Source organism: Vibrio gallicus, from assembly GCF_024346875.1.
Classification (GTDB): Bacteria; Pseudomonadota; Gammaproteobacteria; order Enterobacterales; family Vibrionaceae; genus Vibrio; species Vibrio gallicus.
In genome coordinates, this window is record NZ_AP024871.1 from 222,887 (window position 1) to 244,387 (window position 21,501).

The following is a 21,501-nucleotide window of genomic DNA, read 5'->3' on the forward strand; positions in this document are numbered from 1 at the left end:
CAGTGTGGGTAAACTAGGAGATTCTTAGGGGAATATGGAATGAATCGGCGTAATCGCTCGAAACGACATACAGAGCTTTTGACAGAAAAGTTTCAAGGCATTGAATGGAAAAAATTGCCTAGCAATATCAAAGGGGCATTTGGCCGGTTATCTATACCATTGCCAAAGTTCCATCGACGTGCCCTTATGATTTTAGTGCCTATTACTATTATTGCGATCTTGAGCCCGCTGCCTAAAAAAATCAGTGCAGTGAAGCAAGAGGCAACGGTACTTAATCAACGAGTCTCGGTGCCTATCAATAATCAAGGACTGAGTGAGCAACAAGATTTATTAGCAGGTAGTACGACCCAACAACCCGGCACCGTTGTACATACGCCGGTCTCTCAACAATGGATTGAGTATAAGGTCAAAACCGGTGATACCTTGGCTAATGTATTTCGTAATAACGATCTAAGTATGTCGGCGTTAAATGCTTTGGCCAAAATAGAAGGGCCAGATAAACCGCTGAGTCAGATCCGCCAGGGGCAACTGGTGCGCTTTAAAAGAAACAATCAAGGTCAATTAGATATATTGCAACTGGAGAACGGTAATGACTCGATCATGTTCTTTAGGTTATCTGACGGCAGTTTTGGGCGTAGCAAATAACTAGCGATAGCGACGCATATCAACGTGAGGAATATCATCCTCTAAGTACACTTCTGAAAAAGCCTCAAAACCGTGTTTGGCATAGAATTGGCGAAGATGGTTTTGAGCGCCAATCTCGATGTCTTGATTTGGCCATATATCTAGGCATGTAGAGACAGCTTTAGTCATTAAATCATGGCCTAATTTATGTTTACGCCATTGCTTAGCAATTACAACTCTTCCGATACTTACCTCAGGATAAGAGACGCCACAAGGTAGAAGCCTTGCACAGGCAACAAGTTCATCATTGATAAAGCCTAATAAGTGGCGAACCTCAGCTAAGGTATCTTTGTTATCTAATTCAGGATAGGGACATTCTTGTTCAACAACGAATACATCTATTCTTAGTTTGATCAGTTGATAAAGTAGATGGGAGTCAATTTGTTCAAATCTTAGGGTTTTCCACTGCAACATCGCCATCGACATCCATTTTGGTTATAAAGAATAAAAATATCGAATTTAAGGTTATACCTTTATTGCGTGATAATCGAGCTAATTATTCTTTGGGACCTACATCATGCTCGATACCATAATTCCCTTTACACCTAGACCTGCATACGATTCTAAGCTGCCTTTCTCAACTCTAGATAAGGGAACTGTAGCCCTAGTTGGTGCCGGGCCGGGTGACCCTGAACTGCTTACCATTAAAGCGCTTAATATGCTAAGACAGGCAGAAGTTATTCTCTATGATTACTTAGTATCGCCGGAAATTCTAGCCTTAGCAGGCAGTGACGCTATTTTAGTGTGTGTCGGTAAGCGGGCGGGATCTCATAGTGTACCGCAGCAGAAAACCAATCAGTTATTAGTCGACTTTGCTATGCAAGGCTATAAGGTAGTGCGTTTAAAAGGCGGCGATCCCTTTATCTTTGGACGCGGAGCAGAAGAGCTAGAAGTATTGGTAGATGCCGGAATTAACTTTCAGGTTGTGCCTGGTATTACCGCAGCCGCTGGTGCAACCGCTTATGCGGGCATCCCTTTAACCCATCGAGATTTTGCTCAATCCGCGATGTTTGTGACTGGCCATTTAAAGGCTGAGTCTGATAGCTTTGATTGGTCTACACTTGCGCGAGCGAATCAGACCTTGGTTGTCTACATGGGGTTGATGAGAGCGGAATATATACAGAATAAGCTTATTGAAAGCGGTCGAGATAAGCAGATTCCTATTGCCGTGGTAGAAAAGGGAACAACGGTATCGCAGAAGGTATTTTTTGGTACGTTATCTGAGTTATCGGTATTGGCAAAACAAGCAGAGGCTCCCGCTTTGGTGGTGATAGGTGAGGTAGTTGAGTTGGGTGAAAAGCTGCAGTGGTTTAAGCCCAATAAAGAAGCGCTAGCCGAAGCTAGCGCGTATGTGTAACTGAGTTACTAATCGAGTTTATTCGTCGTCATAGGGTTCGATTTTAACACCGTTGAGCAAATAACCTGTTTCAGCAAGTTCATGCTCTACGGTCTGAACCTTTAGCTCACCGACCACATACACCACATCCCATAGTTTTTGTATAGGAGCGCCACTTGGAAACTTCACATATACGATCTGATTAGGCGGTGGTGGTGGTACATGAATGCACGCACCAAAGTAAGGTACGAGCAAAAATTCAGTCACAGTGTTTGCATCCCCTTCTAGAGGAATAACAAATCCTGGGATCTTTATTTCGCTACCATCGAGTTCAGTGCGCATTGTACCAACAATGTGCTGTTTTGCTCGAGCCATCCCATCGTGATTGACGGCAACTGGCATTCCTTGATGATCAAACTGAGCGCGCTCAGCCTCTGGAATGAGGTCGCCCCAGTCCAATTCTAATGGTTCGGCATGTACTAAGGTGCTCATCATAATAAGCACTAAGGCACAGACTCCCTGAAACACTTTTTTCATTTGCACTCTCTTATATTCGGATCGTCATGCCGTCAGCAAGGGATTGACGATATGCTCTAAATGCTGGAATAAAGCCAATAATAACACCGGCAATCAAGACTAACCCCATCAATGTCCATTCGTAGCTGGTTAAAAGATTCAATCCAATACGAATACCATACTGATGGTGAATTATGGGGCCGACGATAGCAAGTAAAGCATATAATCCCGCAATACCTACCAGTATTCCCGCCAGTGTTAAAGCGGTGGCTTCGCTAACCAATAGTACGAAAATATGCCGAGGTCTCGCACCCATAGCACGCAGGATTGCCATTTCACGGCGACGTTCTTGAAGGCTAGTTAATAGACTACTTAGCATGCCAAGAAGTCCTGCTACAACCACAAACCCAGATACAGCTAACAAGGCTTGCTCGGCAACGGACATCATTCCCCAAAGTTCCGATAGCGCGACTCCAGGTAGAATTGCAGATAAGGGTTCTTTGGTATACTCATTGATCTGGCGTTGCAAAGAAAAGGTTTGGATCTTGGATTTTAATCCTAGCATAAAGGCGGTGATCTGCTTGGGCTGAAAATCCATCTTTTTCAGTACTTCCGCTCCTGGGTTAGTCCCAAGGTTGGCTCCAGATTCCCAACCAACGTGTATAGCTTCAATGGCGCCGAGGGATACATGTACGGTTTTATCGACAGGCGTTCCTGTGGGAGCAAGAATACCGACTACGGTAAATGGAAGGTGATCATGTCGGGCAAATGCGACATCTGATATACCGTGGGCAATGATGATTTTGCTACCGACTTTATAACCGAGCTCTTTGGCGACATCAGCACCAAGTACGGTCTCAAATAATCCTGAAAAAGGGCGGCCTTGGCTTAATTCAATATGCTGCTTCTGACCATATTTATAGTGGTCAAAGTAGGCTTGGGTTGTCCCCATAACCCGAAATCCTTTATGTGAGTCACCAAGAGAGATTGGAATTGCCCAATCCACAGCCGGTTGACTACTGATTTCTTCAAAGCTCTTCCAATCGATATTATTGGTCGCATTACCAATACGGAATACAGAGTAAAGAAGCAGATTTACTTGGCCGGAGCGCGCTCCGACAATAAGGTCAGTGCCTGAAATGGTGTTAGCAAAGCTATTTTTAGCTTCAGTACGGATGCGCTCTACACCAAGCAGTAAGATGACCGATATTGCTACCGTGAGTATGGTTAGAATTGCGGTAGTTTTGCGGTTTATTAGGCTTCTCCAAGCCAGATGGGCTGTAGCTTGCATTAGTTGATACTCCCCGTCTTGATAAGGTTAATATCTTGCAGGTCGACACTAATATCGAATAAGGCTTCTAATGTCGGGTCGTGACTTACAAATACTAAAGTGGAATCGGCGAGCTGTGCTTGCTCCATAAGGAGTTCAATAAATGCAGTGCGATTAGCAAAATCGAGTGCCGAAGTTGGTTCATCGGCGATGACCAATTGGGGCTTACCAATCAGCGCTCGCGCAGCTGCGACGCGTTGTTGCTGACCAATACTCAGCTCTACGACAGGTTTATCCAGTAGCTCTTCAGCAAGGTGCAGTCGACTGAGCAGTTGCCTTGCTTGCTGTTTTAGGTCTGAATCTGCTCCCTGCTTGCGACGCTTAGAAAAATGACAGGGTAGTATCACGTTATCGATTACAGATAGATAAGGAAGAAGATTAAACTGTTGAAATATATAGCCAATGTTGTCAGCTCGGAAGCGATCTCTTTGAGTTTGACTTAGGCTTGAAAGCTCGGTGTCTAATACCTTTAGTGTCCCACTTTCGCAGCTACTGATCCCTGTAAGTAGGCTGAGTAGGGTTGATTTACCACAACCACTTGGGCCCTTGATAAAGATATGCTGACCGCGTTTAACTGTGAGCGAGGGGATATCCAGTGTCGCTTTTTCAGCGTCTGGCCAAGTAAAGCGTACATTGTTCAATTCAATGACGGTTTCAGGTTGAGACACAATAAATCCTAGATAAAAATAGTGGGTTAAGACCGAGCACCTAAGTGCTCGGTGTATAAGCTTATAGCTTAATTACATTTTCACCCTTGGCAAGGGTTAGTGCTTTTTGGGCATTGTCGGTAAGGACGTTAGCATTGATCTCTTTAGTGTTAGAGAAGTGTTCAAACCAAGCCGTATCTATCTGCTTTAGGTTTGACATATCACCACATTGGTATTGATAAGCGATAGTAAACTCCCCGTGACCACCTTCATGATGCTCGTGACCCTCGTGATCATGCTTGTCATGGTCATGGTCATGGTCATCATGATGGCCGTGGTCGTGACCTTCATGATCGTGGTCATGCCCTTCATGGTCATGTTCTTCATGCTCATCGTGATGTTGACCTAGAGTATGCGTCACTTCTGCGGAAGCCAGTTTACAATTCGCATCAGAGCTCAATGTTAGAATAGTATCTGCACTGTTTAATGTAGACAGTGCTGATTTAAGGGTTTGTTTTTGTTCGGCATTACTTGGAGCATGTTCAAAGCCAACAACATCCGCACCAGGTGCGTGGATCTCAACTAACAGGTCTTTGCCATCTTGAGCAATATTAAATGCAACGTGACCATGTACATGAGCTTCATGCTGACGGAAGTGCTCTTGCGCATGGACAGACAAAGACGTAATGGCAATTGCGATAGCGCTCATTGATAGGAGTGGGCGTGTGGCTTTTATCATGGTGTGTAATCCTTTATGTGGAGTCAGTAATAGAGTTTCTATATCTGTTTTGAGAATTGTAAAACAGCATCTAATGATACATTGTATCATAATGACTTTCTAAAACTTGCTTACTGTAAATCGCTCTTTATCAGAGAGATGACTTTGTCTATTTCGGGTTGGGTTAGCTCACCATCTTTAGCCCACAAGATATGCCCATCTTTACTCTGCACAGCAATCATGGATGATTTCGGTTGGAGTTGCCATGCCTTGGCTACCGCACCATCTTTATCAAGCACAATAGAAGAGCGTTGAAATTCACGCTTGCTGTCTTCAGCGCTGGATTTTACAAATGAACCTGTACCCCAGATCGAATCACTCTGGTTGATGATGGTTGTGGTTTGATATTGTTCATCAGGCAGTTGGGCGGCTATGATGGCCTTTATCATTGGTTGATTTAGGGCTTTTGCAGCAGAGCGTCCAGCAATCGCTTGAATAACTCGAGTCTTACCCGCCATAGTCGCAGAGTCCCAGTTTTGATAGGCGATATCATCTTGCTTCACTAAAATTTCGCCATATGTTTCTACTTTTACTTCAGGGGCTTTGTCACCAGCGGTAAAGTTTACAGCCCAAGAAGAAAAAGAAAGGGTTACGCCAACAGCTGCAATAAGGTGTTTTAGCTTCATGTTTTATTCCGTTGTTATGTATCGAGATGATTTAAACGTTAGTATATGTTGTTTATAGGTTTTCGTCTGGCGGGAAGCATATCCCTGTCCCGCCTAAGCCACAATAACCATTTGGGTTCTTAGCGAGATATTGTTGGTGATACTCTTCTGCTAGAAAGTAGGTTGTAGCTGCAGCAATTTCAGTGGTGATGCTGTCTGTAACTGACGGAGCAAGTAATGCTTGATAATCTGCTTTAGATGCTACCGCTACTGTATGCTGCTGTTGATCAAATGTATAAATAGCAGAGCGATACTGTGTCCCTTTATCATTACCTTGTTGCATGCCTTGAGTCGGGTCATGCTTTTCCCAAAATAGAGTTAAAATCTGTTTTAACGATATCTGCTCGGGATCAAATATCACTCTAACCACTTCGGTATGCCCAGTTTGTCCCGAACACACTTCTTCATAGGTTGGGTTCTGGGTATAGCCTCCACTGTAACCAACGGATGTAGATGCAACCCCTGGGGTATTCCAGAATAATCGCTCAGCTCCCCAGAAGCAGCCGAGACCTAATAAAATTTGCTGGCAACCATTTGCTGGAGGTGCGGTCAAATCTGTATGGTTGACGAAATGTGTCCCCTTAGTCAGGATGGGAGCATCACGCCCTACAAGCGCGTCTTTTTTTGAAATCATGGTTTGCTTGTCAAACATAGCGTCTCCTTGCAAAAGATTGAATATTCGGAATTTTTTTCTCTATTTAATCCTTTATACTATGGGTTTGCTGATTTGGATATATTTTGGCATCAGTGTCTTACTACAGGAAGTAATGTAACCCCTCATCAATGGTTAAGCGTCTTATAAGGAATTGTCTAGCACTGGCTTGTTTGTGTGTTAGTCATTGGTGTCTCGCAGAGGCCACTCTAAATATTGAAGGATTGTCTGGAGAAGTCCAAGACAACGTAGACGTGTACCTATCGGCAATTCCTGAAGAAGACTATTCAACCTCGCTACGCTTTCAGTCCCAGATAGAAGATGATATTACCCAAGCGCTTCGTGCTATGGGCTATTACCACCCCATACTTTCTTTCACTGTAGATAAGGAAGAACAAGAGCTCAATGTTACGGTCGAGCTCGGTGAACCTATTACTATAAAAGAGTTAGACATCGAAGTGACAGGTGAGGCTAAAGATGATCCTGCCTTCAAAGCGTTATTGGATAAGAGCCCATTAAAGGTAGGTGCTCGCCTTAATCATGGTCAATACGACGCATTAAAATCTGATATTAGAAACTTAGCCCTAAAACATGGCTACTTTGAGGGTGACTTTTCTATGGCTCGCCTAGAGGTAGCACCAGACCTTAATCAAGCCTTTGTGCGTCTGCACTATAGCAGTGGTTTTCGCTATCACTTTGGGCCAATCAAGATTTCTGGCTCTCAAATTGAAGAAGATAGGGTGCGATCTGTTATTCCGTTTGAGCAAGGAGACCCTTATCTTGCCAGTGACGTTGGTCAGTTGAATCAAAACCTTTCGAGTACTGATTGGTTCTCAACGGTATATGTCGAACCAGACTTAAGTCAGGTCGGCCAAGGTAATCATGAATTGCCAATGACCATCCAGTTAGCCCCTCAATCTAAGCATCAAATCGAAACCGGTATTGGGGTCTCTACCGATGTTGGGGTGAGAGGTAAGCTCGCTTGGAAGCGCCCATGGTTGAATGCTCAAGGGCATAGCTTTGACAGTAGCTTTGAATTATCTAAACCCGAACAACAGGTCGTTGTGGGCTATAAAATTCCCCTTGAAGATGTGCTTAAAGAGTTTTATCGAATCCAGTATGGGATGAAGTATTTAGATAACAACGATACGATAAGCTTTGAATCTAGCCTAGGTCTAGAGCGCCATTGGGAGCTCGATAGCGGCTGGCATCGCACTGTCTTTATTCGTTTACTCAATGAAGACTTCAAACAAGGTATACAAGATGATCGATTTACTATGCTGCTGCCCGGTATTTCTTATTCTAAGACGCGCTCACGAGGCGGTGCTATGCCGATGTGGGGAGATAAGCAATCTATTACATTAGAATATGGTGATGAAGCACTTCTTTCGCAGGCGCGAGTACTTCGTGTACAAGGGCATAGCGCTTGGATTCGAAGCTTAGGTCGTAATCACCGTGGACTATTTCGAGTAAATGGCAGTGCAAACTTTACAGAGTCAGTATTCAACCTTCCGCCATCACTGCGCTTTTTTGCTGGGGGAGATAACAATTTACGTGGCTATAAATATGAGTCTATTTCACCTAAGGACAGCAAAGGTAAGCTAACTGGTGCGAAGTATATGGTGACGAGTAGCTTAGAGTATCAGTATCGAGTTTATGGCAATTGGTGGCTGGCCACCTTTGTGGATTATGGTGATGCATGGAATGAAACCCCACAATGGAAAACGGGTACAGGGTTTGGGGTGCGTTGGGCATCACCAGTTGGACCGGTGCGCCTTGATCTAGGTTTTGCTCTAGACGCAGAGGAAGGGCAAGATCAGTACCAGATTCACTTTGGATTGGGGCCTGAATTGTAATGACACAAACACCACCCAAGCAGCCACAAAAGAAACAACACAAAAAGCGCCCCCTTTGGAAGCGTATTTTATGGACGCTTACCCATCTATCCCTTGGTGTGTTGGCGCTTATTCTCTTTATTCTGGCGTTGCTGTATTTCTTACTTTTTACCAATTCAGGCTTGAAAAGTATTGTTTGGACAGCGGAGCAGTTTGTTTCTGAACTGAGTGTGGATGAGGTTGATGGAGCCTTACTCACCGACTTTCGCTTATACAATATTGACTATAAAAATCCGCAGCTGTTCGTTGATTTTCATGCTGATAAGTTGGAGTTAGACCTTCAGTTGCGCTGCTTACCACAAGCCCAGTTGTGTGTAGATACCCTGGGTGTCGAAGGGGCTAAGTTAGCACTTACTAAGCTTCCTCCTTCGGAAGATACAACCGAAGATGAAGCCAGTGAACCACTGCGTTCGGTGTCGATCCCGTTTGGGATCGGAGTAAAGATTAATGACCTGTATTTGAATAAGGTCGACCTTAGTATTTTAGGTAATAAGGTCACATGGCGAGAGTTTAAAACCGGCGCTCAGATGCGCTTTGATAACCTGACGCTAACCCCAACTTCCTTTGATGGAGGGCGCGTTACGCTAGCGCCTACTCCAGAGTCGACCTCGGTTGAAACCAAGCCTGCGCCATCTACAGCAGAGACGGAAGCCCCGATTGTTCTACCTGAGGTATGGATTCCACTCAGTATTGATATCCAAGGTATAACGGTCACCGATTTTAAGTTAACCAACCCTGATGTGCAGTTAGATAAAGTAAACCTAGTTGGCTTTGCTAAAGGCAATAATGTCGATATACAGAACTTTGATCTGTCGATGCCGCAACTTGATGCGAACCTGAAAGGTAATAGTCAGCTGGTGGGGGATTATCCGTTGCAACTCAAAGCCAATGCTAAGGTTAAGCAAACCCAAGCTGCAGGCCAGTCTCTTAGTTTAGATGCCGAGGGCAGTATCGCAGACCTTGCTCTTAATGCGAGCCTAAGGGATCTTATTCATGCGGATATTAAGGCTAAACTGAAACCTCTCGACCCTAAACTTCCTTTCGATATCGCGTTATCTAAAGCCAAACTACAATGGCCTTTAAAGGGTAAGGCTGAGTATAAGGTGCAGATCGCATCACTGATGGCGAAAGGAAACCTAAAAGCTTATTCGTTGCAGTTAGATGCCGCGGCACAAGGTACCCAGATACCTGACGTTGACCTTAATGTTGATGGCCACGGTAGTATGGTGCAGTTGGACTTGCGTGATATTGATGTCAAAACCCTTGGGGGAGAGGTCAAAGGCAAGGTTTTAGCTAATTGGGATAACTTGGTTTTTTGGAAAGCAGACCTGAACCTTGAGCAGATTCAACCGGGCACATATTGGCCTCAGGCTGAGGGAAATATTAGTGGGCAGTTGCAAACCTCTGGTCGATTGACTCAAGCGGGAGGTTGGGAAGTTAAGGTGCCCAAGTTAGATATCGATGGCATTTTTCGGCAGTATCCCTTGAATATTAACGGAGCACTTGAAGCTAAAGACCCTCAAGGTAGCGGTGAATATCAGCTAAAAACCCCTGGGTTGGTCGTGGCCCATGGTCAGAACCGCATTCGACTCTCTGGGGGATTAGATAAACAATGGGATCTCGATGCCAAGATTGATGTGCCTAAGCTAGGGCATACGGTACCAGATGTTAACGGTGCAATTATTGGTAGCTTGAAGCTTCGAGGAGCACAAAATACCCCCGAGGTGATCACCGATATTGTTGCGAAAAAGATCAAATGGTTAGAGCAACTTACAGTAGATAGTGTCTCGGTTAAGGGAGATGTGATTCCGCTACCAACCCCTAAAGGTCGAATCTCTTTAGGGGTGAATCAGTTGGATTATCAGGGACAAAAGGTTACAAGCAGCGAATTCAATTTCAATGGTTCACAGCAGCAACATAGATTTGATTTCAGTATCGATTCTGAGATGGTTAAGGGAGCACTTAGCGTTGAAGGGGGAGCGAAGGAAACCCCAGGGCTGGTATGGGACGGTCGATTAAACTCCGCCCAATTTACAACGCTGCAAGGTACATGGCGTCTAGACCATGCCCCTAATCTCGCTTATGACGTTGATAAGCAACAAGCCTTTGTGGAGGCGCATTGTTGGCTACAATCGCAATCAAAAATTTGTTTAGATAAGGATGTTATAGCGGGGCAATCTGGTGAGGTGTTTGCCAGTATTAGCCAGTTTGACTTCTCTCAAATTCAACCACTGCTTCCTCCTGAAACCTTACTTAAAGGTAAGCTAAATGCTACTGCGAGAGCTAAGTGGTCGCCAACCGCATTACCTGAACTTGAACTGCAGGTTGAAATGCCAACGGGCAGTGTGACTCAGAAACTTGATAGACCTTTAGTCGTCGCTTGGAATGACATTGCACTAAGCGCCAGCTTAATGAAGGACAACCTTTCGGCTAAATGGTTAATTGACTTAAAGGACAATGGTGACCTAAAAGGTGAGGCCAGCATTGCTAATGTTTCAAAACAAAATAAGCAGCTCGATGCTCGTATTCAACTGCAAAAACTGACCTTGCAGATGCTACAGCCTCTGTTTGGAGAGTTTAGTGAGGTTGGGGCTGAGATTAACTCTGATTTACATATTACAGGGCCAGCTCTGCAGCCTAAGATCGTGGGTGATTTCAAGGTTAAAGACCTAGTAGCTAAAGGGGATGCAACGCCTGTCGATATTCAATCAGGGGATCTCACAATGCGTTTCTCTGGTTATCAGGCTCAATTACAGTCAAATATTGAAACCCAAGAGGGTAAGCTAAATCTGAAAGGCGATGCTGACTGGACCTCACTTGAGGATTGGCATGCGCACCTCAATCTTGCTGCGCAAGAGTTGCTGGTGGAACTTCCACCAGAGGTCAAAGCCAAGGTCTCGCCAAATATTTCGGTGGCGATTACTCCGGGCCTAATTGATGTCAGTGGTGAGGTGCGGCTGCCATGGGCTCGGATTGAGGTCAAAGAGCTTCCTCCATCGGCTATTTCAGTATCTTCAGATGAGATTGTCGTCGACAAGGACCTCAAACCAATTGAACAGACCAAAGAGTTTCCATTTAAGATACATTCGAATATCAAAGTGATTATTGGAAATGACTTTAGACTGAGTGCATTTGGCCTTAAAGGTAGCCTAGTTGGGGAACTTAACGTCTCGCAAAAAAATAATGCTCCCTTTATTTTAGGTGAGGTGAGTATTGTTGATGGCTCATATCGTTCTTTCGGACAAGACCTGCTGATTGATGAAGGAAAGGTTCAATTTAATGGCCCGGCTGATCAGCCATTCTTATCAATTAAAGCAATTCGAAACCCAGAGAATACTGAAGACGATGTTATTGCTGGTATTAGGGTCACAGGGCCTGCCGATGAACCGAGTGTTCAGGTCTTTTCTGAACCTTCGATGCCGCAGGCTAATGCTTTGTCTTATATTTTACGAGGACGAGATCTCGATAGCAGTTCAGGTGGTAACACCATGACAACGGCACTAATTGGGCTAAGTTTAGCGCAAAGTGGCCGCTTAGTTGGAGAGATAGGCGAAGCGTTTGGAGTGAGCGACCTGCAACTGGATACGGCCGGTAGTGGTGATGACTCACAGGTTACGGTGAGTGGATATATACTTCCTGGGTTACAGGTAAAATATGGTGTTGGTATTTTTGAGCCGATCGGTGAATTTACTTTCCGCTACCGCATTATGAAGGAGCTATATTTAGAGGTAATGTCAGGGGCTGATAATGCCGTTGATTTACTTTATCAATTTGAATTCAATTAACCGCTATTGGAGCAAGGAAGATGCAATATTTGGTTTTTGTATACGGAACATTACGTCAGGGCGAGAGTAATCATCATCTACTTGAGGCTAGTGAGTTACTTGGTATGTTTGAGACCAAGCCAGAATATGCATTGTTCGATTTAGGTGCCTATCCAGGACTTGTTGAAGGATACAGCGCAATCACGGGTGAAATTTATCGTATCGATGAAAAGGTACTAGAGCAACTAGATATACTGGAGGATGTTCCAACTGAATACCGGCGTGAGGTATTAGAAACTCCGTTTGGTGAGGCTTGGATATATCTGTATCAGGGCTCTGAAAATGGCAAGGCAATTGAGTCTGGAGACTGGAATTTGCGTAACTAATTTGCATTTATCTATGATTAATCAGTAAGGATACAAGATGAAACTATGGATGGTTTTATTGGCGTTGATGCTAAGTGGCTGCGTTGGCGTACCTGATAAGGTAGAGCCTGTGCAGGGTTTTCAACTGTCGCGCTACTTAGGTAAATGGTATGAGATCGCTCGCTTGGATCACTCCTTTGAGCGAGGTATGAATCGGGTTACAGCCCAATATTCATTGCGAGATGACAATGGGGTTAGGGTTATCAACCGCGGCTTTGATACTCAAAGCCAGCAATGGAGAACCGCAGAGGGCAAAGCCTACTTTGTTAACTCTGAAGAATCAGGCCACCTTAAAGTATCCTTTTTTGGTCCCTTCTATGGCGCCTATGTGATATTTGAGCTGGATAAAGATGATTATCAATATGCATTTGTTGCGGGGCCAAATCATGACTATCTATGGCTACTATCTCGTACCCCACAGGTTGACGAGGCATTAAAGCAGCGCTTCCTACGTAAGATTAAGGAAGTTGGATTTGATAGCGATGCCATTATTTGGGTGGAGCAGAAATAAAAATGGGCGTCTGACGACGCCCATTTAAGTTTAGTATTCGCCCGGATGCTGTTCTAGGAAACCGTGTAGTGTATCAATCATGTCGGTTGAACCTACGAAGAAAGGTACACGTTGGTGCAGTTCTTCAGGTTTAATCTCTAGTATACGGCGCTCACCGTCTGTTGCTGAGCCGCCAGCTTGCTCTGTAAGGAAAGCAATTGGGTTGCACTCATACAGCAGACGCAGTTTACCACTTGGGTAAGAGCGTGTGCTTGGGTATAAGAAAATACCACCAAGTAGTAGGTTGCGGTGGAAGTCTGATACGAGTGAACCGATATAACGAGAGGTGTAAGGACGCTTACCTGCTTCGTCTTCTTCCTGACAGTATTTAATATACTTCTTCACGCCTTTAGGGAACTTAATATAGTTACCTTCATTTATTGAATAGATATATCCCTGTTTCGGGAATCTCATATCTTCATGGGATAGGCAGAATGAACCGATTGATGGGTCATAAGTAAAGCCGTGTACGCCCTTACCTGTTGAATATACCAGCATGGTTGATGAACCATAGATCACATACCCAGATGCAACTTGCTCTGTACCTGGCTGTAAGAAATCACGGTTTTCAGCTGGTTGACCCATAGGTGATAGACGACGGTAGATAGAGAAAATAGTACCAACAGAAACGTTAACATCAATGTTGCTAGAACCATCGAGTGGGTCGATTAGAACGACATATTTTGCACGTTGGTTTAATTCACCATCGAAAGCAACGGCTTCGTCTTCTTCTTCACTAGCGATGCCGCACACTTGGTCGCGGTTTTGCAAAGCTGCTTTGAATGTATCGTTCGCTAATACATCAAGTTTTTGTTGCGCTTCACCTTGAATGTTTTCTTCACCGGCTGCGCCAGTAATATCAACAAGACCTGCTTTATTGATCTCGCGATGTACAATTTTTGCCGCTAGGTTAATCGACGACAAAAGAGACGAAAGCTCACCACTGGCATGAGGAAAGTCATACTGTTTTTCAATGATGAATTCGCCAAGAGTTCTCAGATTGGACATGGGGGAGGTTCCGTTCTAGTTCTATGACAAAAATTAGGGTTATTAATCCTCTCCGAATTTACACCATAAAACATATTACGAGGTGAAAACTAACTGATCAGTGTCACATTATTTTAAATATTACAGGAAAATTTGATTAAACAAGAGAGGCATAAGTAGCTTGCGGTTATTTTTGTTATTCACCGGTCAACAGTTTGCAAACTATCTTGAGGTTCATTTCTGATACGCGCACAATAACTTACATAAGATAAATGCCGATTAAGCAAATGGAACGACTATGCATATTCACATCTTAGGCATCTGCGGTACCTTCATGGGAGGCGCGGCGGTTTTAGCTAAGCAAATGGGACATAAGGTGACAGGCAGTGATGCCAATGTTTATCCTCCGATGAGCACTCTTTTAGAATCAGAAGGGATAGATATAATTCAAGGCTATGACCCTTCTCAGCTTGACCCTGCTCCTGATTTGGTTGTGATTGGTAATGCGATGAGTCGTGGCAATCCTTGTGTTGAATATGTACTGGACCGCAACCTTAAATACACCTCTGGCCCGCAATGGTTACAAGAGTTTTTATTGCATGATCGCTGGGTGTTAGCGGTTTCTGGAACCCATGGTAAAACCACAACCTCAAGCATGTTAGCGTGGATATTGGAAGATTGTGGTTACAATCCCGGTTTTTTAGTCGGTGGAGTATTGGGTAACTTTGGACAATCGGCTCGCTTAGGGCAGAGCATGTTTTTTGTGGTAGAAGCTGATGAGTACGATAGTGCCTTCTTTGATAAACGCTCTAAGTTTGTGCACTATCATCCACGCACCTTAATTATGAATAATCTAGAGTTTGACCATGCTGATATCTTTGATGATCTTGAAGCTATAAAGCGCCAGTTCCACCACCTAGTGCGCACGGTTCCGGGCAATGGTCGTATTCTAGCGCCTGCCGATGATGTTGCGTTAGCGGATGTATTACAACGTGGCTGTTGGAGTGAGACTGAGTTCTCTCACCAACAGTGGCAGGTAACTAAAAGGCATATCGACGGTAGTCATTTTGACGTGTTGTATGAAGGCCGCGTGGTAGGCGAAGTGGATTGGAATCTAGTTGGTGAGCATAATGTCAATAATGCATTAATGGCTATCGCCGCCGCTAGGCATGTAGGGGTTGCACCCGAATTAGCGTGTGAGGCTTTGGGCAAGTTTATCAATACTAAAAGGCGTTTAGAGTTGAAAGGTGAGGTCAATGGTATCGTGATATACGACGATTTTGCTCATCATCCAACAGCGATTAATCTCACCCTTGAAGGGCTACGCAATAAGGTTGGTCAACAACGTATTTTAGCTGTAATAGAGCCACGATCTAGCACCATGAAGATGGGAGTGCACAAGGATACGTTAGCCAACTCTCTTAATCTGGCTGACCGAGTTTATATGTACCAGCCTGATAATATTGAATGGTCCGTTTCTGAGGTTGCACAGCAGTGTTCTCAACCTAGCTTTGTTTCTGATTCCGTATCGCAGTTGGTCGAATCTTTAGTGAAGGAGAGCCAAGCTGGTGATCATATATTAATTATGAGTAATGGCGGTTTTGAAGGCATTCATACCAAACTATTGAGTGCATTAGAAGCCAAGCACCAGAATGGATAGCCGATATGAAGAAGCATAATAAACAGATAACGCTGGCGATGACAGGGGCTTCAGGTGCCCCTTATGGATTGACGCTTCTTAAGAGATTGATTCAAGCCAACTATCAGGTATTTGTACTGATTTCTTCTGCGGCAAGGGTGGTGCTTGCTACTGAACACAACCTAAAGCTACCTAGTGGTCCAGAGTCAATGAAGCAGGCGTTAGTGGGTTATTTAGGCTGTGGTGATGAGGCCATTGTGGTATGCGGTAAAGAAGATTGGTTTTCTCCCGTTGCCTCAGGCTCAGCAGCGCCGAGACAAATGGTGGTATGCCCGTGTTCTGCAGGCAGTTTAGCCTCTATTGCACATGGTATGTCAGATAACCTTATTGAGCGAGCTGCTGATGTGGTTATCAAAGAGCGTGGCCAGCTTATCCTTATGGTACGTGAGACCCCATTCTCTACCTTGCATCTTGAGAACATGCTCAAGCTTTCTAAGATGGGGGTAACAATCATGCCTGCAGCGCCAGGCTTTTATCATCAACCACAATCAATACAAGATCTTATAGACTTTATGGTGGCCCGCATATTAGATCATCTAGGTATTGAACAGGCCCTAATTCAACCTTGGGGTTATGACCAGCGAGACGCCTAATATTTACGGCGAGTACCTCAAATTTGTCGATGGCTATTGGGTTTATTTAACTATCTAGTTATTCGAGTGCTTGATTTTTACTCTGTAAAATTAAGGTTTTACGTGACCGACTTCATTGGATGCAATATGATTACGCCCTTTTTTGTAAGCGGTGTAGTTGTAATTGTTAGAAGTAAATAGCACATATATCTTGCGTTTTTCTTCTACTATTAGAGTCTATTAACCATCAATTTTATTGAGGAGATTGAGCTGGATGGCATTTGCGATAGGTCAACGTTGGATTAGTGACACAGAAAGTGATTTGGGCTTAGGTACAGTGGTGGCTATTGATGCCCGAACGGTAGCGTTAATGTTTGCTGCATCTGAAGAAGAGAGGGTGTACGCCATTAGTGACGCGCCTATTACTCGAGTTATTTTCTCTGTCGGTGATCAGGTTGAATCTCATCAAGATTGGTCACTACAGGTTGAACAAGTATTGGATGACAATGGCGTATTAACCTACGTTGGTACTCGACTTGATACCCAAGAGCAAAATGTTGAGCTGCGAGAAATATTCTTAAGCCACCAGATCCGCTTTAATAAGCCTCAAGATAAGCTATTTGCTGGTCAGATTGACCGTATGGACAACTTTGTACTTCGTTACCAAGCGCTTCAAAATCAATATCAGCAACATAAAAGTCCACTGCGAGGATTGCACGGCATGCGTGCTGGACTCATTCCGCATCAGCTGTTTATCGCACATGAAGTTGGTAAACGATATGCACCGCGCGTGCTACTGGCCGATGAGGTTGGTTTAGGTAAGACCATCGAAGCCGGCATGATCATTCATCAGCAAGTATTAGCTGGTAGAGCTGAACGTATTCTGATTGTTGTTCCAGAGACCCTACAGCACCAATGGCTAGTAGAAATGATGCGCCGCTTTAACCTGCATTTTTCTGTCTTTGATGAAGAGCGCTGTATCGAGGCTTATGCCGATGCTCACAATCCATTTGAGACTCAGCAATTTGTTTTGTGTTCTTTAGATTTCTTAAAAAACAGCCCTAAGCGTCATCAGCAGGTATTAGATGCACATTGGGATTTATTGGTCGTCGATGAGGCCCATCACCTTGAATGGAGCCTTGATGCACCAAGTGCGGAATACCTTGCGGTTGAGTCACTGGCGAACAGTATTTCTGCTGTATTGCTATTAACCGCGACTCCAGAGCAATTAGGACGTGAAAGCCATTTTGCACGCCTGCGCCTATTGGACCCTGATCGTTTTTATGACTACTCAGCATTTGTAGAAGAAGAAGCGAATTATCAACCGGTTGCTGATGCGGTTGGACAACTATTATCTGGCGGCGCTCTGTCTAATGAAGCTAAGAACCAGATTGGAGAGTTGCTTGCAGAGCAAGATATTGAACCGCTGCTGCGTGCGGTTGCCGATAGTGCTCACCAAGAACAGCAACTATTAGCCCGACATGAGCTGATCGACAACCTTATGGATAGACATGGCACTGGGCGCGTGTTGTTCCGTAATACTCGCGCAGCGGTTCAAGGCTTTCCTGAGCGTCGTGTACACCTTTTACCTATGCCTATGCCTGAGCAATATACTCGTGCAGTGAAGGTTTCTAAGATGTTTAACCGTGATTTGCCTATAGAAAAACAGGCCACAATCATGCTTTATCCTGAAGAAATATTCCAAGAGCTTGGTGATACAGGTAACTGGTGGCAGTTTGATAGCCGTGTTGATTGGCTTATCGATAAAGTGAAAGAGAAGCGTGCTGATAAGATCTTGGTCATAGCATCACGAGCGGAAACTGCATTGCAGCTTGAGCAAGCATTGCGTGAGCGTGAAGGCATTCGTGCCACGGTATTCCATGAAGGAATGTCAATCATAGAGCGTGATAAGGCCGCGGCTTACTTCGCACAAGAAGAAGGTGGTGCTCAGGTATTGATCTGTTCAGAGATTGGCTCTGAAGGGCGCAACTTCCAGTTTGCGAATCAATTAGTGATGTTTGACCTTCCATTTAATCCTGATCTGCTTGAACAGCGTATTGGGCGTCTAGACCGTATTGGTCAAAGCTCTGATATCGATATATTTGTGCCTTACCTTGAGGGAAGCTCTCAAGGTGTGCTTGCCCATTGGTATCATGAAGGCCTGAATGCTTTTGCCGAAACCTGCCCAACAGGGCGCACCGTATATGAGAAGTTCGCCTTTGAACTTAGTGAAATGGTGGCAACGGGAGATTCAGCGGAATTAGATAATATTATTGCTCAATCAGCCCAAATAAATCAGGAACTGAAACAACAACTTGAGCACGGTCGTGACCGATTGCTAGAGATGCACTCAAACGGCGGTGAGCGTGCACATCAATTGGTTGAGCAAATTTCGGCTAAAGATGGAGAGACTCAGTTTGTGAGCTTTGCATTGAGTCTGTTTGACTGTATTGGACTTAATCAAGACGATAAGGGCGAGAATGCATTGGTGGTCTCTCCTTCAGAACACATGCTAGTGCCTAGTTATCCGGGTCTTCCATATGATGGTGCGACGATTACCTTTGATCGCGATACCGCCCTTTCTCGTGAAGATATGCACTTCATGTCTTGGGAGCACCCTATGATTCAAGGAGGCATCGATCTGCTACTGACTGAAGGCGTTGGTGCCTCTGCGGTTTCACTGCTTAAAAACAAGGCATTACCTGTCGGAACCATGCTGTTAGAGCTTATCTATCTTGTTGATGCACAGGCTCCCAAAAGTAGTGGTATTGGCCGTTATCTGCCGCAGACTCCAATTCGAATTATGTTGGACGGTAAGGGCAATGACCTTTCTCAGCAAGTTGAATTTGACAGTTTTAACCGTCAACTTAGCCCAATTAATCGACATATGGCGAGTAAGTTAGTCGGCTCGGTACAAGGGCAGATTCAGGCGTTGATCAAGGCGGGTGATGAGAAGATTGGAGCCGAACACGAGCAAGTGAAACAGCTGGCGCAGAGCGAGATGCGTGCTAACTTGAATGCTGAGTTAGAGCGTTTATTAGCGCTGAAGGCTGTGAATCCAAACATTCGTGATGAAGAGGTTGAGGCGATTGAGAACCAAATTCAACAGCTGGATAAATATATTGCCAATGCTCAAATCCAATTGGATTCTTTGCGTGTGATCGTTGTTTCTCACAATTAATGGAGCCATAGCGCAGTGATGATGGAATACCGACCGCCAATAGACCCTTGGATTGATATCACCTATCAAGATGAGCATATATTGGTTGCTAATAAACCGGCAGGTTTACTGTCGGTTCCTGGGCGTGAAGAGAAGCATTATGACAGCTTATGGAGCCGCTTGGTTGAGGAGTACCCGGATATTCAAGTGGTGCATCGGCTGGATATGGCAACCTCAGGTTTGATGTTATTTGCGTTAACTAAGGATGCGGAGCGACACCTTAAAAAGCAATTTCAATACCGCTTAACCCATAAGGTCTATTATGCCCGGGTATGGGGAACGTTAGAGGAAAAAGAGGGGTTAATTGATCTGCCTCTGATTTGTGATTGGCCAAACAGACCAAGACAGAAGGTGTGTAATCAAGATGGTAAACCGTCTCAGACTGACTACCAAAGGGTAGAACAAGAGGCTCAAACCTGTATTGTTCGCTTGCTACCTATTACCGGACGTTCGCATCAACTTCGCGTGCATATGAGCGAAATTAACCACCCAATTGTTGGTGATGAGTTCTATGCACATCCGCAGGCGCAAGACTACTCGGAGCGACTTCAACTGCATTCGACAGAGCTGAGTTTTTACCATCCCAAGGATAACCAATTGGTGAGTATGTTTGTTGCTTGTGATTTCTTTACTGATGCTGAGCCTATGGTATTAGATATCTATTCATCACCTTCAGAGTTACCTGATTATAAGACCTTGCCTAAAAATTAAAGAAATGGCCTTGAACAGGCCATTCCTTACTAAAAATAACGGCGTGAAGCGCAAATTTTAAGTAAGGTTGGTACTGCTGATTTTTATTTTTAATTAAGGGCACTCATGTACAAGGTTGTATTTCTCGATCAGGATACTATTCCTGAGCATATCCAGTTTCGCCCGCTCTCGTTTGAGCATCAGTGGGCAAGTTTCCCTACCACTTCTCAGGAACAGCTCACAGAGCGCCTAGACGGTGCTGATATTGTGATCACCAATAAGGTGGTTCTAGATGCTTCAACACTGAGAAACCATCCGAGTATTAAGTTAATAGCGGTCTCTGCTACTGGAACCAACAATGTAGATCTCAACTACTGTCAGCAACAAGGTGTTGCGGTTTGCAATGTACAGGGTTACGCGACCCAATCGGTACCTGAACATGTCATCGGGATGCTGTTTGCTTTGAAGCGCAATCTATTTGCATATCATCAAGATATTCAAAATGGTGTTTGGCAACACAAAGGGCAGTTTTGTTTCTTTACCCATCCAATTGCCGATATTGCTGGTTCTATACTGGCTGTGGTCGGTTCGGGTAGTTTAGGTGGTGCAGTTGGAGAGTTAGCCAAGGCTCTAGGAATGCAAGTGATTTACGCTGAGCGAAAAGGTGCGTCTGAGGCGCGTGCTGGATATGTTGAATTTGAGCAAGCGTTGAAGATGGCCGATGCAGTAACCTTGCATTGTCCCCTCAATGAGCAAACACAGAACCTGATTTCTGAGCATGAACTTAGCTTGATGAAGCCAACCTCAGTGTTAATTAATAGTGGCCGAGGTGGGCTGGTTGAAGAGGCTAGCTTAGTTGATGCCTTGCTTTCAAACGAGATAGCTGGAGCGGGTTTTGATGTGTTTACTCAAGAGCCTGCCGATGAAAATAATCCATTAATTGCTAATGCACATCTACCTAATCTGCTGCTAACCCCGCATGTTGCTTGGGGTAGCGACTCAGCCATTCAGGGATTAGTCGATATCTTATTAGACAATATCGAAAGCTTTGTCGCTGGTGGTTCGCATAACCGTGTGGTCTAGAAAAGGGT

General features: G+C 44.5%; 19 protein-coding genes. 11 read left to right on the plus strand and 8 right to left on the minus strand.

The features are described 5' to 3' along the window. The first annotated feature begins 39 nt into the window (after positions 1-39). A complete protein-coding gene (locus OCU28_RS01140; protein WP_261816546.1) occupies positions 40-645 on the plus strand; it encodes a LysM-like peptidoglycan-binding domain-containing protein in 606 nt (201 codons plus the stop codon). Here the strand turns inward: OCU28_RS01140 and OCU28_RS01145 are convergent, their stop codons facing one another. Continuing rightward, positions 646-1,098 carry a GNAT family N-acetyltransferase gene (locus tag OCU28_RS01145; RefSeq protein WP_261817402.1) on the minus strand — a complete coding sequence of 151 codons (453 nt, stop codon included), beginning with the start codon at positions 1,096-1,098 and terminating at the stop codon, positions 646-648. It abuts the gene before it with no gap. Positions 1,099-1,201: 103 nt separating this feature from the next. Here OCU28_RS01145 and cobA point away from each other — a divergent pair, with 103 nt between their 5' ends. Then, positions 1,202-2,041: a uroporphyrinogen-III C-methyltransferase gene (cobA, locus tag OCU28_RS01150; protein WP_261816547.1), complete on the plus strand. Its 840-nt coding sequence runs from the start codon at positions 1,202-1,204 to the stop codon at positions 2,039-2,041. An 18-nt stretch (positions 2,042-2,059) separates the two neighbouring features. Here cobA and OCU28_RS01155 read toward each other — a convergent pair whose 3' ends face one another. The 6 genes from OCU28_RS01155 to msrA form a co-directional block, all read right to left on the minus strand. Continuing rightward, the gene (locus OCU28_RS01155; protein WP_390623786.1) at positions 2,060-2,557 is read right to left on the minus strand and encodes a DUF3299 domain-containing protein; all 498 of its coding nucleotides are present in this window, start codon (positions 2,555-2,557) and stop codon (positions 2,060-2,062) included. A gap of 10 nt (positions 2,558-2,567) precedes the next feature. Beyond that, positions 2,568-3,827, minus strand: coding sequence for an ABC transporter permease (locus OCU28_RS01160; RefSeq protein ID WP_261816548.1), 1,260 nt, complete (start codon positions 3,825-3,827; stop codon positions 2,568-2,570). Then, positions 3,827-4,537: an ABC transporter ATP-binding protein gene (locus tag OCU28_RS01165; protein ID WP_390623803.1), complete on the minus strand. Its 711-nt coding sequence runs from the start codon at positions 4,535-4,537 to the stop codon at positions 3,827-3,829. The genes OCU28_RS01160 and OCU28_RS01165 overlap by 1 nt, the downstream gene beginning before the upstream one ends. 58 nt (positions 4,538-4,595) lie before the next feature. Then, positions 4,596-5,252 (minus strand): zinc uptake protein ZrgA, encoded by a 657-nt coding sequence (gene zrgA / locus OCU28_RS01170; protein ID WP_261816550.1) that lies wholly within the window; start codon positions 5,250-5,252, stop codon positions 4,596-4,598. 110 nt (positions 5,253-5,362) lie between these two features. Continuing rightward, positions 5,363-5,917, minus strand: a complete 555-nt coding sequence (locus OCU28_RS01175) for a YtfJ family protein (RefSeq protein ID WP_261816551.1) — start codon at positions 5,915-5,917, stop codon at positions 5,363-5,365. A 52-nt stretch (positions 5,918-5,969) separates the two neighbouring features. Further along, the gene (msrA, locus tag OCU28_RS01180; RefSeq protein ID WP_261816552.1) at positions 5,970-6,608 is read right to left on the minus strand and encodes a peptide-methionine (S)-S-oxide reductase MsrA; all 639 of its coding nucleotides are present in this window, start codon (positions 6,606-6,608) and stop codon (positions 5,970-5,972) included. A 131-nt stretch (positions 6,609-6,739) separates the two neighbouring features. Here msrA and tamA point away from each other — a divergent pair, with 131 nt between their 5' ends. Genes tamA through OCU28_RS01200 form a run of 4 tightly spaced genes read left to right on the plus strand, consistent with a single transcriptional unit; the run spans position 6,740 to position 13,203 of the window. Beyond that, the gene (tamA, locus tag OCU28_RS01185) at positions 6,740-8,464 is read left to right on the plus strand and encodes an autotransporter assembly complex protein TamA (RefSeq protein ID WP_261816553.1); all 1,725 of its coding nucleotides are present in this window, start codon (positions 6,740-6,742) and stop codon (positions 8,462-8,464) included. Further along, a complete protein-coding gene (gene tamB, locus OCU28_RS01190) occupies positions 8,464-12,288 on the plus strand; it encodes an autotransporter assembly complex protein TamB (protein WP_261816554.1) in 3,825 nt (1,274 codons plus the stop codon). Before tamA ends, tamB begins: the two co-directional genes overlap by 1 nt. A gap of 20 nt (positions 12,289-12,308) precedes the next feature. Further along, a complete protein-coding gene (locus tag OCU28_RS01195) occupies positions 12,309-12,653 on the plus strand; it encodes a gamma-glutamylcyclotransferase family protein (RefSeq protein WP_261816555.1) in 345 nt (114 codons plus the stop codon). Between the two features lie 37 nt (positions 12,654-12,690). After that, positions 12,691-13,203 carry a lipocalin family protein gene (locus tag OCU28_RS01200; protein WP_261816556.1) on the plus strand — a complete coding sequence of 171 codons (513 nt, stop codon included), beginning with the start codon at positions 12,691-12,693 and terminating at the stop codon, positions 13,201-13,203. Positions 13,204-13,233: 30 nt separating this feature from the next. Here the strand turns inward: OCU28_RS01200 and fbp are convergent, their stop codons facing one another. Further along, positions 13,234-14,250: a class 1 fructose-bisphosphatase gene (fbp, locus tag OCU28_RS01205; protein ID WP_261816557.1), complete on the minus strand. Its 1,017-nt coding sequence runs from the start codon at positions 14,248-14,250 to the stop codon at positions 13,234-13,236. 277 nt (positions 14,251-14,527) lie between these two features. Here fbp and mpl point away from each other — a divergent pair, with 277 nt between their 5' ends. From mpl to OCU28_RS01230, 5 genes are all read left to right on the plus strand, one after another. Next, positions 14,528-15,889, plus strand: coding sequence for a UDP-N-acetylmuramate:L-alanyl-gamma-D-glutamyl-meso-diaminopimelate ligase (mpl, locus tag OCU28_RS01210; RefSeq protein WP_261816558.1), 1,362 nt, complete (start codon positions 14,528-14,530; stop codon positions 15,887-15,889). 5 nt (positions 15,890-15,894) lie between these two features. Further along, complete coding sequence (locus tag OCU28_RS01215; RefSeq protein WP_261816559.1) at positions 15,895-16,521, plus strand: flavin prenyltransferase UbiX; 627 nt, start codon at positions 15,895-15,897, stop codon at positions 16,519-16,521. A 253-nt stretch (positions 16,522-16,774) separates the two neighbouring features. Then, entirely contained in the window at positions 16,775-19,681 is a 2,907-nt protein-coding gene (gene rapA, locus OCU28_RS01220) for an RNA polymerase-associated protein RapA (protein ID WP_261816560.1), read from the plus strand. An 18-nt stretch (positions 19,682-19,699) separates the two neighbouring features. Further along, complete coding sequence (rluA, locus tag OCU28_RS01225; RefSeq protein WP_261816561.1) at positions 19,700-20,431, plus strand: bifunctional tRNA pseudouridine(32) synthase/23S rRNA pseudouridine(746) synthase RluA; 732 nt, start codon at positions 19,700-19,702, stop codon at positions 20,429-20,431. A 105-nt stretch (positions 20,432-20,536) separates the two neighbouring features. Further along, positions 20,537-21,493, plus strand: a complete 957-nt coding sequence (locus tag OCU28_RS01230; RefSeq protein ID WP_261816562.1) for a D-2-hydroxyacid dehydrogenase — start codon at positions 20,537-20,539, stop codon at positions 21,491-21,493. Positions 21,494-21,501: the final 8 nt, after the last annotated feature.